General features: G+C 37.1%; 11 protein-coding genes and 1 pseudogene. 3 read left to right on the plus strand and 9 right to left on the minus strand.

Going from position 1 to position 15,615, the window contains the following annotated elements:
- The 4 genes and pseudogenes from H6G76_RS33755 to H6G76_RS33770 all read right to left on the minus strand — a co-directional run.
- Positions 1 to 467, minus strand: a pseudogene (locus tag H6G76_RS33755) (bifunctional DNA primase/helicase); the annotation flags it as partial.
- Positions 467 to 1,024 (minus strand): hypothetical protein, encoded by a 558-nt coding sequence (locus H6G76_RS33760; protein WP_190710545.1) that lies wholly within the window; start codon positions 1,022 to 1,024, stop codon positions 467 to 469. The gene H6G76_RS33760 and the pseudogene H6G76_RS33755, both read right to left, overlap by 1 nt.
- A gap of 675 nt (positions 1,025 to 1,699) precedes the next feature.
- Entirely contained in the window at positions 1,700 to 1,828 is a 129-nt protein-coding gene (locus tag H6G76_RS37935) for a hypothetical protein (RefSeq protein WP_277883157.1), read from the minus strand.
- A 184-nt stretch (positions 1,829 to 2,012) separates the two neighbouring features.
- On the minus strand, positions 2,013 to 3,506 hold the full coding sequence (locus tag H6G76_RS33770; RefSeq protein WP_190710546.1) for an NACHT domain-containing protein: 1,494 nt from the start codon (positions 3,504 to 3,506) through the stop codon (positions 2,013 to 2,015).
- Positions 3,507 to 3,870: 364 nt separating this feature from the next.
- Between H6G76_RS33770 and H6G76_RS33775 the strand changes: the two genes are divergently transcribed.
- Together H6G76_RS33775 and H6G76_RS33780 are read left to right on the plus strand one after the other, a co-directional pair.
- Positions 3,871 to 5,706, plus strand: coding sequence for a serine/threonine-protein kinase (locus tag H6G76_RS33775; RefSeq protein ID WP_190710548.1), 1,836 nt, complete (start codon positions 3,871 to 3,873; stop codon positions 5,704 to 5,706).
- 71 nt (positions 5,707 to 5,777) lie between these two features.
- Positions 5,778 to 6,818, plus strand: a complete 1,041-nt coding sequence (locus H6G76_RS33780) for a lipopolysaccharide assembly protein LapB (RefSeq protein ID WP_190710549.1) — start codon at positions 5,778 to 5,780, stop codon at positions 6,816 to 6,818.
- On the opposite strand, the gene H6G76_RS33785 is transcribed toward H6G76_RS33780, so the two are convergent.
- From H6G76_RS33785 to H6G76_RS33805, 5 genes are all read right to left on the minus strand, one after another.
- Positions 6,791 to 9,283, minus strand: coding sequence for a CHAT domain-containing protein (locus H6G76_RS33785; protein ID WP_190710552.1), 2,493 nt, complete (start codon positions 9,281 to 9,283; stop codon positions 6,791 to 6,793). The two genes, H6G76_RS33780 and H6G76_RS33785, sit on opposite strands and share 28 nt — an antisense overlap.
- A gap of 4 nt (positions 9,284 to 9,287) precedes the next feature.
- Positions 9,288 to 11,765 (minus strand): filamentous hemagglutinin N-terminal domain-containing protein, encoded by a 2,478-nt coding sequence (locus H6G76_RS33790; RefSeq protein WP_190710553.1) that lies wholly within the window; start codon positions 11,763 to 11,765, stop codon positions 9,288 to 9,290.
- A 193-nt stretch (positions 11,766 to 11,958) separates the two neighbouring features.
- Positions 11,959 to 12,756: a DUF3386 domain-containing protein gene (locus tag H6G76_RS33795; protein ID WP_190710555.1), complete on the minus strand. Its 798-nt coding sequence runs from the start codon at positions 12,754 to 12,756 to the stop codon at positions 11,959 to 11,961.
- A 476-nt stretch (positions 12,757 to 13,232) separates the two neighbouring features.
- Complete coding sequence (locus H6G76_RS33800; RefSeq protein WP_190710556.1) at positions 13,233 to 13,505, minus strand: hypothetical protein; 273 nt, start codon at positions 13,503 to 13,505, stop codon at positions 13,233 to 13,235.
- A 241-nt stretch (positions 13,506 to 13,746) separates the two neighbouring features.
- Entirely contained in the window at positions 13,747 to 14,379 is a 633-nt protein-coding gene (locus H6G76_RS33805; protein WP_190710559.1) for a hypothetical protein, read from the minus strand.
- Between the two features lie 139 nt (positions 14,380 to 14,518).
- On the opposite strand from H6G76_RS33805, the gene H6G76_RS33810 reads away from it, so the two are divergent.
- Positions 14,519 to 15,523 carry a hypothetical protein gene (locus H6G76_RS33810; protein WP_190710561.1) on the plus strand — a complete coding sequence of 335 codons (1,005 nt, stop codon included), beginning with the start codon at positions 14,519 to 14,521 and terminating at the stop codon, positions 15,521 to 15,523.
- Positions 15,524 to 15,615 lie beyond the last annotated feature (92 nt).

The following is a 15,615-nucleotide window of genomic DNA, read 5'->3' on the forward strand; positions in this document are numbered from 1 at the left end:
CTATCTTGTAAGCGTCGGGCTAAAGGCGAATCATAGCGTTTAATGTTGTACCGCCGCGCTACTAAATCCCAGATGCAGTTGGCAATATCAAAATAAGTAACACGGTTGGGTACTTTCGGGGGCGACTCGTACTTAACTGGTTTACCTTTTTCCCAATCAATTCTTGGTTGGGTGGGTTTCATCCTGCCCCACTCCATTGGTTTCCAGTCATTATATGGATCTAGCGAAGCAATCCACATTCCCCCAGCCATCAAATGCAGATATAGCTTCAATAGCCCATCAGTTACTCGACCTGCGTTTTTCCTGGGGAGTAATGGTGAAATGAATAGATAATCGTAAACTGTTTCTCCCTCAATATGGAAGAAGTTGCTCTCAATCAGTGCCGGATGAATTGCACTGCCCACCGCCAACTCATGATACTCGGCTGCGGTGAGATTATTGGGGTATTCACTTGGGGTTTGGCTCATTAAATGCAACCCCCAGCACTATTGGCATAAACTTTTGAGGTTGGCTTGGTGACATCCCAGTTATGGGGTGCGATGGAGAACTTCGTTCCTGAGCTATGCCTTAAGCACTCTTGCACAGTTTCTCCCCTGCTTTGTTGCTCCTTCTGCACAAACAGAATGTGGGTGCTGAACATTTCAAGAGTTTCTAACACTGTGCCAAACACAAAATTTGAAGAGGGCGAAACCAACAGCAACACTTCTGCAACAGGATCTAAATCTGGCAGGGTACTGGCAAGTTGATTATGTTTAATCAATATCTGCCTGTAATCATTGGCGTTATCTGCAATAATTGCTGCTGCTTCCTCGCACAGATGCAGACTGCTTTCTTGATGCCAGAACCAATCCACTCTTGGCAATACTGTGGCTCTAGCTAAGACATTTTTAAAGCGCGTTTCGACAAACGAACCTATCAGTATTTCTTTCCATTGCTCATTCTGGCTGTGTTCGTATGGTGCAGTTACCACACCTGACAGCCTTACCCTACCAGCATCTTTTACTGGTGGATTGTTCTTTTTCATGGTATTTTTCCCCTGATTCTTGGTTTACAAGGTTCAGAGGGGGTTTTATCCAGAGTTAAAACTCAGCAATCCAAAATAGCTAGAGTTCTAGCTGTTACGGGAAGTGCGATGTCTGCGACTTGTCGCAAAGCGTCTATGCACTCAATAGCCTATCTTTTGACCTCAAGAGGTGATAGTCTCGCAATGAAAAATAGACCCATGAGTAAATCTGGCTCTAGTTTATGAACTCTGGATTAATCTTGATGACACTGCTTTACAAAAATTTACTAAAAAGAAATATAAATTTTTTGCCAAAATGCCACAAACGGTCAGCAAAAACTAACCTTGCGTATACCTTTAGAGTATAATGGCAATAGCAAAGCAGCGTGGGTATCTTTTGACAAGTTAGTGGTTTAAGTCGGCAAACTTTAAACCCCACTTTCTTCGTCATTCCGAGATCAACCCCGCTCTGGAATTATTCGATTGTTTCGACTTCAGGCAAAGCACTACTCCTTAGTAGGTTTTGCCTACATTTTTATGTATGAGCTTTTTCCTCCATTCTTGGGTTTATACATGGACAAGCTTGATCTTACAGAACTTTGCTTCTTTTCGCATCTAGTGAGATTTTGATTGTTTACTTTCGTTACCTCCAATTTCATACAACTATTAATTTGCCCTATGGATTTAGGGTTTTTCTCAAGCTGCCCCTGGTTGAGCCGTTGCCTCCATCTTGGGCTTGCGCTCGGAAACTTGAATATTGGGTCGGTTAAGACGAACCCCTGCTGGATTAGCTGACCTAGTTGACTGGAGATTGCTTCTATCCATTGGGGATAGCTATTTGCAACCTCGGTCAGCTTCTTCCAAATCTTTGGTTTAACTGTGACTGTTATGATGCGTCCGTTACAGTCAATCTCAAACTGTTGACAGTTGTTTTCTACTGTCTGAGCTTGTGGTAATTCGTTGATTTTGATTGTTACTTCTAGTTTTCCTGCGATCATAAAAACTCCTGTTAAGATGCGATCGCTATTTTTGGGTAACAGTTATTGGATTCATGTACTGCCCCAATGGGATCTATCTCAATATATTTTTTAATGATGGGTTGCAAATTAAAACTAATTTCTTGTGTAATAGGGTCTTTGATAGTCTCAACTAAAGATTGCCTCTCAAGTTTTTCTATTGCCTTTATTAGTTCTAGAGTCGTTACTAAGTTATGTTTAATTTTCATATCTTTTAACAACTTACTAAAACCAATTGGTTTTTGGCTTTGTACTATTTCTTCAGCTATATAAATTAAGATTTGACGCTGAGTCAAACTTAATAAATCTCCAAACATTTGATTAAGTGCTGCTTCAAATTTACTACTAAAAATTGTACTCTTATTATCAAGAAATAATTTAGCGTTCCCAGCAAAAAAATGATTAACTCTATGCACTACTGCTTCTAATTCTGACGGATTACCTCGGTAAACTTTAGCTATTCGAGTGCAATTTTCTTTATCCGTCAATCCTTTCTCAGTTAAAAGCTGTATTGCTGATTTTGTATCTAAGCCTTCTATTTTTAACTCTTGAATTAGAGAATTTGGAGTTATCAAATCATCAAATTCATCAGGTAAAAATCGACTAGTCAAAAGTAAGCAACTTTGATTCAAATCTTGTATCAAGCGTCGAAAAAATAAACTGTAATCTAGTTTTTCTTGAAAAACATTTTTTTGAAACAAAGCATCGAAAGCATCTAATACCAGCAAGCACTTGCGTGAGCGTAATTGTTTAATCAAAAGGGATATTATTGCCTGAGTATTATTATTAGGTAAACTTAACTCGGATTCACAAGGTTGTATTAGTTCTATTAACTCAATCACTAAGTCTTGAAGTGAAGGTGCATGAGATACAGATTTCCAAATCAAGCAACTAAAATTGGGCTGAAACTCTGCACTAAGGTCTTCAAGGAATTTTGTTGCTAAGGCACTTTTACCAATTCCAGCTACTCCCACTAACATGACGCATCGCTGTTTAGTTACTAACTCCTTAAGTTGAGCTAATTCTTCTGTCCGTCCATAGAAATTAGCTTTGTAAGAAGGAATAGACCCCTTAACTTCTACAGATTTTTGCGATTCATTCGTTGCAAGGTTAATATAATACTCTTCAGTAAATTGTTCTAAAATAATTCGTAAATTTTTTTTTCCAACTCGTTGACCACGCCCTATAGTTTCTGAAAGTAAATCCCATAGCCGAGGAGCTATGCCTCTTTGTAAGTAGTTAAGGCTATAAGTAGAGTTATTTGCTATGTAGTCGTACTCATCATCATCCCAGGCTCCCTTCATAACAGCGACTTCAGCCTCGGACAAATATCTACTTTTTTCGGCAAATACCAATTTATTTACTACAGCTAAAGCTAGGTCAAAAGTTACTTTTGGCGTAAAAAGTAATGTTGGAGCGTCTTGCTGTCTCAAATTAATAGAGAAAGGCTTTGGATACTGTGATTTAAAATTAGTACTAAAAGTCATAACCGTACTACTTCTCTCACTTTAGTATAAATCAATGCCCGTACAAAGTATTTTGTAGACGAGTCTGAATGAAACCAGTTATGTGAATTTTACCTGATGATATCCTGATTTTCACCGTTTCGATCTATTTTCTTACTAAAAAGTACTATATTAATTTTTAAAAAGTTACTTGTTTAGCTTTCTAAATTTTTGTATGTAAATGTTGGTTTTTTGTGATGCCAGCGTGAGACAAGTAGTTCAGACAAGAGTGACTAGAACCTTAAATTGGCACTTCTGGAGTTGTATGTAAAAGTAGAGATCTGCCTCAAAAAGAGTGTATTGTCCTGGCTCAAGGGGAGTGTACTGTGCTTACCGATATTGAAATATGAGTTACTGTATTAATCCCCTTTGCGCTCATCGGGAGAATGTAGATAACGTTGACACTTGTATAAGTTGTGGAACTTCACTGCTAATTAACAACCGTATTCGGCTTATCAAACCGCTAAGGCCACTTACTGATGATCCACGCAGTTACTTTGAAGTTTTTGAAATAGAGGACTTTGGTACACAATTGAATCCTGTGCGTAAGCGGCGAGTGGTGAAAGTTCTGAAATGGAACTCATCTAAACTACGGGAGATGATTGAGAAGGAATCTATTACTCTACGAAGAATCCGTCATCCAAATATTCCTAGAAGTAGCATAGATGATTTCTTCGCTTTTGTTCCTAACAATAGTCCTTTAGAGCTTCGTTGCTTAGTCATGGACAAAATTGAGGGGCAAAACTTAGCTGAATGGTTAGAATCTAACGGACGAATTTCTCAATCTGTAGCCTTAGATTGGCTTCAGCAGTTAGTTAAAATTCTTGACGTAGTACATCATACTGAATTTTTTCATCGGGATATTAAACCTACTAACATAATTCTTCAGCCAGATGGTCAATTAGCATTGGTTGACTTTGGTACAGCACGGCGAGTGACAGATACTTATTTATCAAAAGTGAGTGGAAGTGGAGGAACTAGTAAAAGGGTAGGTACTTACGAGATTACATCTATTATTACAGCTTGTTATACTCCACCAGAACAAATAAATGGCAAAGCTGTACCACAATCAGATTTCTATGCTTTAGGTCGAACCTTTGTAAATTTACTTACTGGGATTTCTCTACTTGACTTACCAACTGATGAAATAACCGGAAACTTAATTTGGAGAAATAAAGCACCTCAGATTGATAAACCCTTTGCTGATTTTCTTGATGAATTAATGGCTCCGTTTCCAGGGCTACGTCCACAAACTACTGAAGTCATTTTACAACGATTAGATAAACTGCCTCAGCAAATTGAAAATTATAAATTAACTCATTCTAAAGTATTTAAATATAGTAAATGGGTATTGATTAGTTTAGGATTTTTTGGTGTTGTATTTTTATCAATACCTTTCCTAACTAACTATTTAATAGTTCAAGGGCAAAAGTTAGAGGCAGCAAATAATTCTCAGGAGGCACAAGAGTTTTTTAAATGGGCTATAAAAATTAATCCTCAACTTAAATTTGAAGTCTCAGAATTTTACTTTGGCAGGGCTTCTAGAAATATAGATAATCCTATGAGAGCCAGAACGTATTTTGAACAATCAATCCAATATAATCCTAAAGATGCGGCTGCATATAGTAACTTAGCTCTAGTTTGCCAACGTTTGCAAGATGCTAAGTGTGTGGTTGAAAACTATGAAAAAGCTTTCAAGCTAAAACCTAACAATTGGGAATCGCATTACGGATTAGGTAACTTTTATGAAGATCAGCAGAAATATGATTTGGCTCAAAAAGAATATCAATTAGCTATTCAAGAGAGTGACGAGGCAGTACTTGCTGTTGCTGCTTTATCAAGATTGAAAAACAAAAATAGTGAACATGATGCCGCAGTTACTTTAGCATTGCAGGGTTTAAAGAAGACTAAAGATTCTGAAATTCAAGCAGCTTTGTATAAGGATATAGGTTGGGCAAGATTAAAGCAGAATAAATTAAACGAGGCTAAGGAATATTTAGAAAAAGCGATTAAATTAGATGGAAGAACAGATGCTTTATGCTTGCTTTCCCAAGTTGAAGAAGCTTTAGGCGATATTGATACTGCTAGAATTTATATAGAAGGATGTATGTTGGCTCAGTCTAATTTGCCGGAAGTTTTCAATTGGAGGCAAGAATTACTAGATCGCATACTTAAGAAGTAATATTTAGAAAATAAAATTAAAAGTACGATTGGCAAGTATTAAAATAATCAATTAAGCCAGATTCTCATGATATGAGAAAATCAGCAAATAAAAGCATACTATTTATATGTAAAGTTGTGAAAAGTAGTACAAAAATTTTAGTTGGGCTTTGTTTGCTTTTTTTACTTGTAAAAGACCTGTCAGGATTGGCAGGTGTTCCGTTAGCAAGGAAAAAAAGAAATCAGGTTCGCTGTAACCCGCCACTTGGAAGAGTAATGAGTAAAGGAGACAAACGCTTTGAAGTAAGGAGTTTGGTTTGTGATGGAGATAAATTAGAAGTTTTGAACGAAGGTAAAATTAAATTTTTATGTTTTAGTACGGGAAAAATTATAGATTTATCAAGTGGAGTTGTTTCTTCGGATAAATGTAAAAAACCTTATTTAACTGATTCTGTTTGCCGTATAGATAGCAGAAACTTCTGCCCTAGAACGCGCAAAGGAGGGGGGACAGAAAATAATGAGCCGATAATTATTTATCCTTATCATATCCCCACATTAAAACCACGACCTGAAGTTGTTTGGACTCCTGTTACAGGTGCTACTTCTTATAAAGTAAGATTTGATTGTCATGAGTTTAGTTGGGAAAGGGATATAAATCAGACTAGATTAGCTTATCCTCTAGAAGAAAAAGCTTTACCATCTGGAAGGACTTGTCAAATTGTTGTATTTGCTTATAAAAATGATAATCTTACTAATGCAGATCAGTCAGTAGTTTTATTATTATCAGAGGAAGAGATTAAAAGAATTGTAGACGCGATAGACCAAATCAGCAAGCTAAACCTTCCTCCAGACGAAGCTGCTCTAGATATGGATGCTGTCTTTATTGCCAGAAATCTTTTTGATGAAACACTTGAAAAGCTAAACAATGTAGTTACAAGAGATACTCGTAATCCAACTATATATAGAGTCCTGGGTGATCGCTATTTTCAGGCAGGTTTGCTAGACCAAGCGAAGCCTCAATATTTAAAAGCACTTGAGTTACTAAAAACTATTAACAACCCAACTGAGTTAAAGAAGATACAGGAAGGATTAGAGGTAATAGACTATTACAACCAGCTTCCTACTAGCAGATAAGGGGCCCAATGGTAAGGGTTGTTATACTCAGGCATTGACATCAAGCTGATTTGTGCAAGTCTTAAAGCCTCTGCTTTAGGAATACCATTTTTAAGATTTTTATAAAATTCATTCATGAGAACAACACTAGATTTAGAATCTACTAACCATAGAGTAGCTAATATGCTTCTGGCACCTGCTTGTGCTGCTACACCAGCAATTCCTAGTGCTGACATCTTATTGCCTTTGGCCGTTTGGCAAGCACTTAGCACCAATAACTCAATTGCATCTTGATGGATTTGAGCCTGGTTTTTAAGAAAAGTACCAAATCGGGTTACATTAACTAATTCATCCCAAGTTAAAAATCCTGTTCTTGTACGAATAGAGCTAAATTGAGCGTGTGTTGTTAAGTGTATAATATTAAAGTCTTTTTTGTTTAGTTCTTGGATCAACCTTTGGGTATTAAATTCTTCATTGAGTAAAGCAATTGAAGAATTAGTTTGTCTTTTTACATCTGCAATCTCCGCTTCCACATCTGGTAGAGGTTTTAGCCCTTTAAAAACGTTAGGATCATAGAAGCTAGGAGCAAAAGTAGAAATTCCCCCAATTAGAGCATTTGAAAGTTCCTGATGCAAAGCTTGAGGACGGCGAACTCTAGAACCTAAAGTTTCTGAGGAGCTATAATGTTGAAATAAATAATCTTTTCCATCATGAAGTATACTCATTGGTAAACTTTGAAAAGATTTGTCTAGAACAAATACTAAAGTTCCACTTGAAGGCAAAACTTTTTTTATGGGTTCAATTAGGTGCTTATGAAGTGCTTGAGAATGTGGAAGAATAAGATTCTCGCTATTGGAAACAAGTTCTTCATTTTGTAAAATACTCAGAAGTGCTTGGGTATGATCTTTGACTAGCTTAGAGTCAACAGAGTGGTGATAAATAGAAGAGTCAGGCAATTGAGCAAATACTTCTATAGTATCGTCTAAATCGATAATGTGAATAATTGCTGATACACCAGCGGATTTATCAATTTTATCCAAAGCAACAAGGTCGAGCTTGCCACATTTAAGATAATCCTCCAATTGCGCCAGTTGAAATTGCTGATTAGTTTTTACAACTTGGTGTTCAAAATGTGGATATTTTTCTGCTATCAGCAATCGCATATAATTGCGATACATAGGCTCAACTTTTTCATAAAAGAAAAGCTGTGCATCTAAATTATTAAGTAATAAACTGTTACGAATTTGTGTCACGCTATCAATGGCCGCACCGTAAACTTGAATTGCTGCTAGAAATTTACCCTGCTTTTGGTACAAATTACCTAATTGTCTTTGCCATTCATAAGCAGTTTCTACATCATTAATAGATTGAGCTAAATTGACAGCTTTTTCAAAATATATTTGTGATTTTTCTGAATCTAGTTGCCCTAAAGTTCCTAAACTTTTAGACTCTAATATTTTACTGTTAATACTTTTAGCTACTTCTAATGCAGATGTAGCATACTGAATAGCTAAGGAGTGTAATGATGCATTTTGAATTTTGTTTAGATTTTTAGCAAATTTTAGTTTAGCTTGAATAGATTGTTCTTTTGGTAACTGAGAAAATGCTGAAGAGTTTTGCAATATAATATTTATTAATGTTTGAATTTGTTGGCTAACTTTTATTTGAATGTCTGCTGGTTTGAAGTTATTTGTTAACCATTCATTAAAGTCTAGCAATAAGTCTAAATGATTCAGTTGTGCTTGTAGTTTTATATTTATAGGAGCGTTATTATTTTCTACGATTTGATATATATTAATTGACTCTTGTGCTTTTTGTGGAATTCTCTTTATAAGAGTTTCCCTGTAAAGTGGTTCTTCTATCCATTTATACTCTTCTTGCGCTCTTTGATAAATAGAATGTTTTGTATTACCTAAAGATAGCAAAATATCATTCTCAATATTTTCTGAAGTTTTTTCTTTAGTAAGTGTTAGCGTTTGCTCTAAAATTACTTCAGACTCCTGTAGCTTATTGACTAAACGTAATACTTGTCCCAAGCTTTTTAAGCCTAATAAATTAGTGGGAGTTAATTTTAGCTTTCGGATTGCTGTTGTTAACTCTGAATTCTCCTGTTTGTTAAGTTCAGTAAGTGTTGTGTCACATATCCAAGCTTCTAATCTTAGAGCTTCTAAAAGTGTTTTACAAGCCTGAGAATGTAAACCTAATTTTTTTAATGCAAAATTTTGATTGATTAAGCTCCCGCTAACGCCTTCAGGATCTTGAATCTGACGGTAAATTTTCGTAGCTTGCTGCCAACTGTCAAGAGCCTCTGCTACTTGACCTTGATTAAATTGTTTTTTACCTATTTGGATTAGCAATTCAGCCTGCTGTAAATATGTTTCCTTTTTGGCTGTCTGAGCTAATAAAAGAGATGATTGGCTTAACACTAATGACAGGGCTATTAAGCTTAATAACGCATACTTTAGCCAATATTTCCATTTAATCATTGCTTTAATTTGCTATAACTGATGGGAACACTCCTGTTACAGGAGCGACTGAAGAACACGAACTAGCAACCGAAAAAATATTGGAAGGAGTCTGACTAGACATTGTTGCAACTAGTTCAACATTTCCTTGAGGATCTATTACAAAACCTTGAGCTTCTACAATTTTTATAGGTTCTTGAATTACAAATGATTGTGGCTTGACTGTATGGTTGATAGACTCAACTGAAATAGAATTTCTCTGCCAGAAAGATTGATTATCTAGATGCTCGTCAAAGTTAGGGAGTGGGATGTTGTTAGTCACAGTTAGCGTGTTTCGTTCCATAACTGATTGTGCAGCGCAGCCTGAAGATATGGTAGAGCTTTGTTCAACTATTTCAGGAACTGTTATAACTCCACGGGTAGGATCTTGATAAGAAAAGTTTATATTAACTGTGCCGTCAAGCCCAAACTGCGAACTTGCGGTAATAGAGCTATCAGGAGAGAAAACCAGTAATTGTGTAGTGATATCGATATTACCACCATTCCCTTGAACTGCATCGGCTTTTATATTGCTGTTTTCTGTGCCAACTAAGAATAATGTAGTGATGTCGATATTACCGCCATCGCCAGTCCCACTAGCAGTAGCTTCAACACCACTATTGCTTAACTGGAAAATTTGTGAGTTGACAAAGATATCACCGCCGTTGCCAGAAACGCTTGACGTTTTAATACTTCCGTGACGACTTAAGTTAATAAATCTGCCATTAATATATACGGAACCTGCTCTGCCATTACCTGTATTTGTTGCAGTAATTTGAGCATTATCTTTAATAGCTACCTGATTGGCTTCAACAAATATATCACCAGCTTTTCCTTCTCCTCCAGCGCGAGATGATAAGCCACTACGTCGTGGAAAATTAGGTAACGAAGGATTACTTAAATTTATTGAATTTGCTCTAATAAATAAATTACCGCCAGATCCCTTGCCTAAAGCAGCAGTTGATATTAATGCTCCGTCTTGAATAATTAACCTCTGTGTTTCCACCGCTAAATCGCCACCATTACCCGTACTTATTGGAGAAGCTACAGTTCCTATTGCGCTGGGAAATCTTGTATTATTCTTTGATGAAATTCCCATTACTTCTACTGAATTACGAGATAAAACTGTTAAGTTACCTCCTGATCCTGATCCCAAAGTACCAGAAGATATTTGTGCGCCATCCTTAATAAGCAATTGTCCAGTCTTAATTGTTAAGTTGCCGCTATTACCACTAGATCCTGGAAGTGCGGAAGTGTACAAACCACTGAGTAAGAAACCATCTGGCGAAGTTCCTTTTAGTTCAACTAAGTCATCAGCAGAAATTTCTAAATTACCCCCTGAGCCAGATCCAAGGGTATACATAGTTACTTGTGCGCCATCTTGGACATTTAAACGCTTAGTTTTTATCGTTAAATTACTACCAGTACCACTGGCTTCTGGGTAAACTTGAGCGCCAATACCAGTAATAATTCCTTGTGGAGAGGTTCCACTTAAATTCACTGATTCTGCTCCATCAATAAATAATGCCCCTCCAGTTTTCATTCCTAAAGTACTGCTCTCAATTTGGGAACCACCAGTTAAGCTAATTCTCCTTCCTTGAATATTAATATCACCGCCACCTTTTCCACTAGCATCAACTGCTGCCTGTTGAAACAGTTGAATGTCTCCGAAGTTTTGGATTCGATTGTAGCTTAAAGCCCAACCTTTATCTATGGGACTTAGATTGACTAAACCAGGTGCAGCAACACTGCCTAATTCAATACGTCCACCTGCCGTTTTTAAAGTCCCACCATCGAGTGTCACATTACCGCCAACTAATGCTAAAGTTTGGTTTGGTTCCACACGTAACCCGATATTGGTGTCAATTAGGTCAGATGTTGATCTGAGTCCTTGACCATTACCTTGTACTAAAATTTGCCCTGGGTTATTACCGAATTGCAATCCAATAGGAATACTTATTGTCAGTATAGGCGGACTTTGTGATGGTTGAACAGTGAATATAGTACCATCTGCAAAACTTAAGCTACTCGCTGTACTTGCAATAAATGAACCTCCAATATCTAATTGAGCATTAGCTCCAAAAATTATTCCATTAGGATTAATCAAGAATAAGTTAGCTGTGCTGTTTGCACGAATCAAACCATCAATATTAGAAACAGATTTTCCCGTTACTCTACTAATAATATTTTGAATAGTTGCAGGATTAGCGAAAAAAGCAGTAGAACCAGTAGGAATAGAAAAATCTTTAAAACTGTGGAACAAGTTGCTACCTGCTATACTACCTCCATCAATAGTACTAGTGTTACCAGAGACTGTGACGTTAGAATTGTTTGGTAAGGTCGTGTCAGGTATAATTTGGGCAAAAGTACGATTTGCATAGAGCGTTATTCCACTATCTATTGCTATTAAAAAAACTAAACTTTGAAAAACTGTTGAAAACCTTAATTTAGCTAAACTTTTCATACAATTAATAAATTAGTTATGTGAATATTGATTAAATATAGTATAGTTAATTAACAAAAATATATGTTTTAGAATTATCTTAAAATATAAACTATTTAAATATTTTCTATATGCAAATTTTTGAAATTTGCATATAGATTTTACATTGTTAATTGTATTTAGACAAATGACAAATTTGTCAGTTATTTCCTGTTCAGGAATTACTTAATAACTGAACATCAGTATAGTGAAACTCGGCTCCGTTGATGAGCTTATCTTGCTGAAAGTCTTTAATTATTTGACGGGTTAGCACATAGTATCCACCAATTTTCTCAAAATTATCTTCAGAGTCTTCTACTCCTAAAACTTCTTGAGACTTGGGATTGCGAAAGGTAGTTCGATAGCGAGTTGGTAAATAACCTGCTGATGTTTTCTGAGAGTTTAGAACATCTACAGTAACAGCCATATTACCCATACTACGATTAACTTGCTTTAGCTGGTTTTCGGATACTTGATAACGAGCTTCTGTTTTACCTTGCTGTTGAATAATTTCTACAGATCCACTCTGGTTAGCTGTACCATATTTAAAATTACTATTTTTGTGTGCTTTATCAAATGGAACTCGTCGTCGGTGAGTCAGCATCATGCCTAATGAATTTTCCACTATTTGACGTGGTTCCTTTTGATCAATACCAGTTACTTCCACGCTCATATCTGGATTAACACGGACACGCCCTTTATAAGTTTCCTTCCCATACTTTAGTTCTACGGCTGCTGTATAACCTGGAAACTTAGAATCCCAAGTATATCGGTTGTCATAGGCATTGCGAAACACTTGAGCAGCAGAGAGATTTTGAGTTGAAGAAGTATTATTTGGATTTTGTGATAGAAGTACAACACCTGTTTGTGTAAACGTTTGAGATCTGGCTTGCCCTCCGAAAGTTAAATAGACTAATGCAACACATGCTGAAATAGTTAGCTGCCAAATCTTGCATTTTGATCTCTGGTTCATTTACTTTTGTCTGCCTAATGATTTGGTTAATGGATATATTTGATTCTTCAAGTATGGGTTGAGTATGCAGTTATAACCACTTTACCAGCAAGCAAGTGAGAGAACAAGCAAAGCTAAAAGTATAGGAATATTTAATATATGTCTGTTGAGTTATTGTATTGTTGAGATCGAGTTTTATTTATGACTCAAAGTTAGAAGTTTGATTATAGAGCGACTAGAAGCCCTAGATAAGGTGCAGCTAAGTTCTTCAGATACGCCTGCATATATATAAGTATCAAAAGTAAACACTTGAGAACTCAAGTATAAAATTGCTCTAACTATTGCTATGTATGAAGAAAGACTGGTTACAAAAATTTAAATCCATTACTTATTTAAGATAAATATGTATGTAGCCTAAGCATCAGTATCTAGCAAAGGCTGACCAACGCATCAACATATATATGCGTTAATTATTACAACTATCTCAAGACGGATAATTAATTAGAAAAACTATCAACCCGTAAATCTCGCCAAATGTCAGAAACTTGCCAGCCAGTATTGCCAACAGATTGTATAACTGGATAATTTTGTACTGGAGCGTAGCGGGAAATATGTTGTGGGGCTGTAGTTTCTACTTCTGCATCGGGCTGTTGCTCAATGGCAGGTTCGCCAGCAACTGCGGGTTCTACTGGAATGACTTCTTCTGGCGTTGGTTGTGAAACAACAGACTTTTTGAGAGCGCGAAACTCAGGTTTTTTGATAGGTTTCATGTTTATTAGGATGTTAAAAGCTTGTTATTAAACAAATAAATTTAACTAAAGTTGTCTAAATGCCCTATCTATAGTGAATGATTGAGCAGTCCTGAACAAGTAGTGAAAACAAGATAATTTGTTCGGTTTGTGGAAAGAAGCATTCACTATTAAGTAATGAATAAAAGACAATTTTCGAGCTTTAATACAGAGTGCCAAGGACATCAAAGCAGACAATAAGCCACTCAAACATTAAGTAAAGCTAAAGTTCTTCTTTATCCTCTGTTTGAGACCATTCTTCCTCCCAAGTCTGCTCGTTGTAAACTTTAGTTGCCTGAGCGATTTTCAGCCGATGAGCGACAGAAACGCAATTTCTTGGTTGCCAACCGATATTTGCATACATACCTTGCAGATATCGAACAGCATCTTGGCAATCATTAATAATTGGGATGTCATGAACGTTGAGATATCTTCGTAAATGAACGCCTAAGAGAATTGCCTCAATCTCATGATTATGAAAGTAGGGTTCTTCATCATCAGGGGTAGAGATTAATAGAACTCTTACCCAGGAATGTTCTTCATAGACAGCCTTAGCAACAACTAAATTGATTTCTGGCGGGTTGTAGCTCTCTAAAAATTTATCTACTGCGGTATCATCATCTAAATCGATATTTAATTGCTGTGCTGAAATTAAATCAGCGATATCGACCCACTCTAAAAAAGATTCACGCCAATCAGAGATAGTTTGCTGATGGAAGAATTTAGCAGCATCCCTCCAAATAATTTTCTCCCAACCAGCATCGGTGATTATCTCATGACCAGTATGAGTCATAAATAAATTTTCTGACTCCAACCAAGGAAATCGATTTTTGGTTTTTTTCTTACGTTTACCCATGTAAGAAGAGGTGCAAAGATAGAAGAAGCATTGAAAAACCCCAACCTGCTTGGAACCGTTGGGGACAGATAATAAACGTTAATCTTATGATGACACAAATAAATATTACCTCAACCACCTTCAAGATGGAGGTGGCATAATGACCAAAAGCCCTACTCGCAGAAAGACCACCGCCCCAGCTTCAACTCCTTCAAAGTCGGCTCCTAAAATTCAACAGCCGGATGACCAGCAATTAGAAACCATTGAGGTGAAAGCTGTTGAATTAACGGCGGTGGAGGTAATATCAGATGGATCAGATGTTACTTCAGAAGAATTAACCCCACAAGAGCAGCGCGAACGCTTGAATTTGGAACGGAAAGTCGAACACGCTTTCTATGAAGCGGGGAAAGCTTTAATGGAGTTGCGCGATCGCCGTCTGTACCGTTCAACGCACAAAACATTTGAGGAGTATTGCAAAGATAGGTTTGGGTTCACGCGGATGGCGGCGGCGTTAAAAATTGCATCTGTGAAAATAATGGATAATTTGTCAACCAATGGTTTACAAAATGCCCAAACCAGTAAATCTGGTTTGAAAGCTCAAAAAATGTCAACCAATGGTTTACAAATTCTGCCAACGAATGAAAGGCAAGTGCGGCCATTGACAAACTTGGAACCAGAGCAACAGCGAGAAGTATGGCTCAAAGCGGTAGAAGAAGCAGGAAATAAAATCCCCTCTGGTCGCATAGTCCAAAGTGTTGTAGACAGAATTCGAGAGCGTACCAAAATCCCCAATCCCTACCGCGAAGGGGAAATCTGCATTCTTGTCCCGAAAGATAACCCAGATTTGCGGGGGAAAGGTGGTTACTGGGGTGTGATTATTCATGTTGGGGATTTTAGTTGCACAGTTCAAACCTGGGACGGTGACTACACAGTGAAGATAGAACACCTAAAATCTTTAGAACTGTTAGATGACGATTGCAAGTCTATGCAACAGTTATGTACGCGATTGCGGCGATTGCAACAAGTGGCAGACCATGACCCGGCTGTGGATTGGCTGTTGCAGGGGTTGGGGAAACAGGCATCGCCGTATTTGTCAGCGTTGCAGGCGAGGATACTGGGGGCGATGGAACGGGAGTATGGGCTGGATGGAAAGCAGAAGAAGTGATTGTAAAGAATAAGTTGCTGTAGTAAGGGCGATCGCTACTTTCAAAATCCAAAAATTTCTTGACGCATCAATGAACCTTTAGATGTGAGAAT

Source organism: Nostoc sp. FACHB-152 (genome assembly GCF_014697475.1).
In the GTDB taxonomy this organism is placed as follows: Bacteria; Cyanobacteriota; Cyanobacteriia; order Cyanobacteriales; family Nostocaceae; genus Nostoc_B.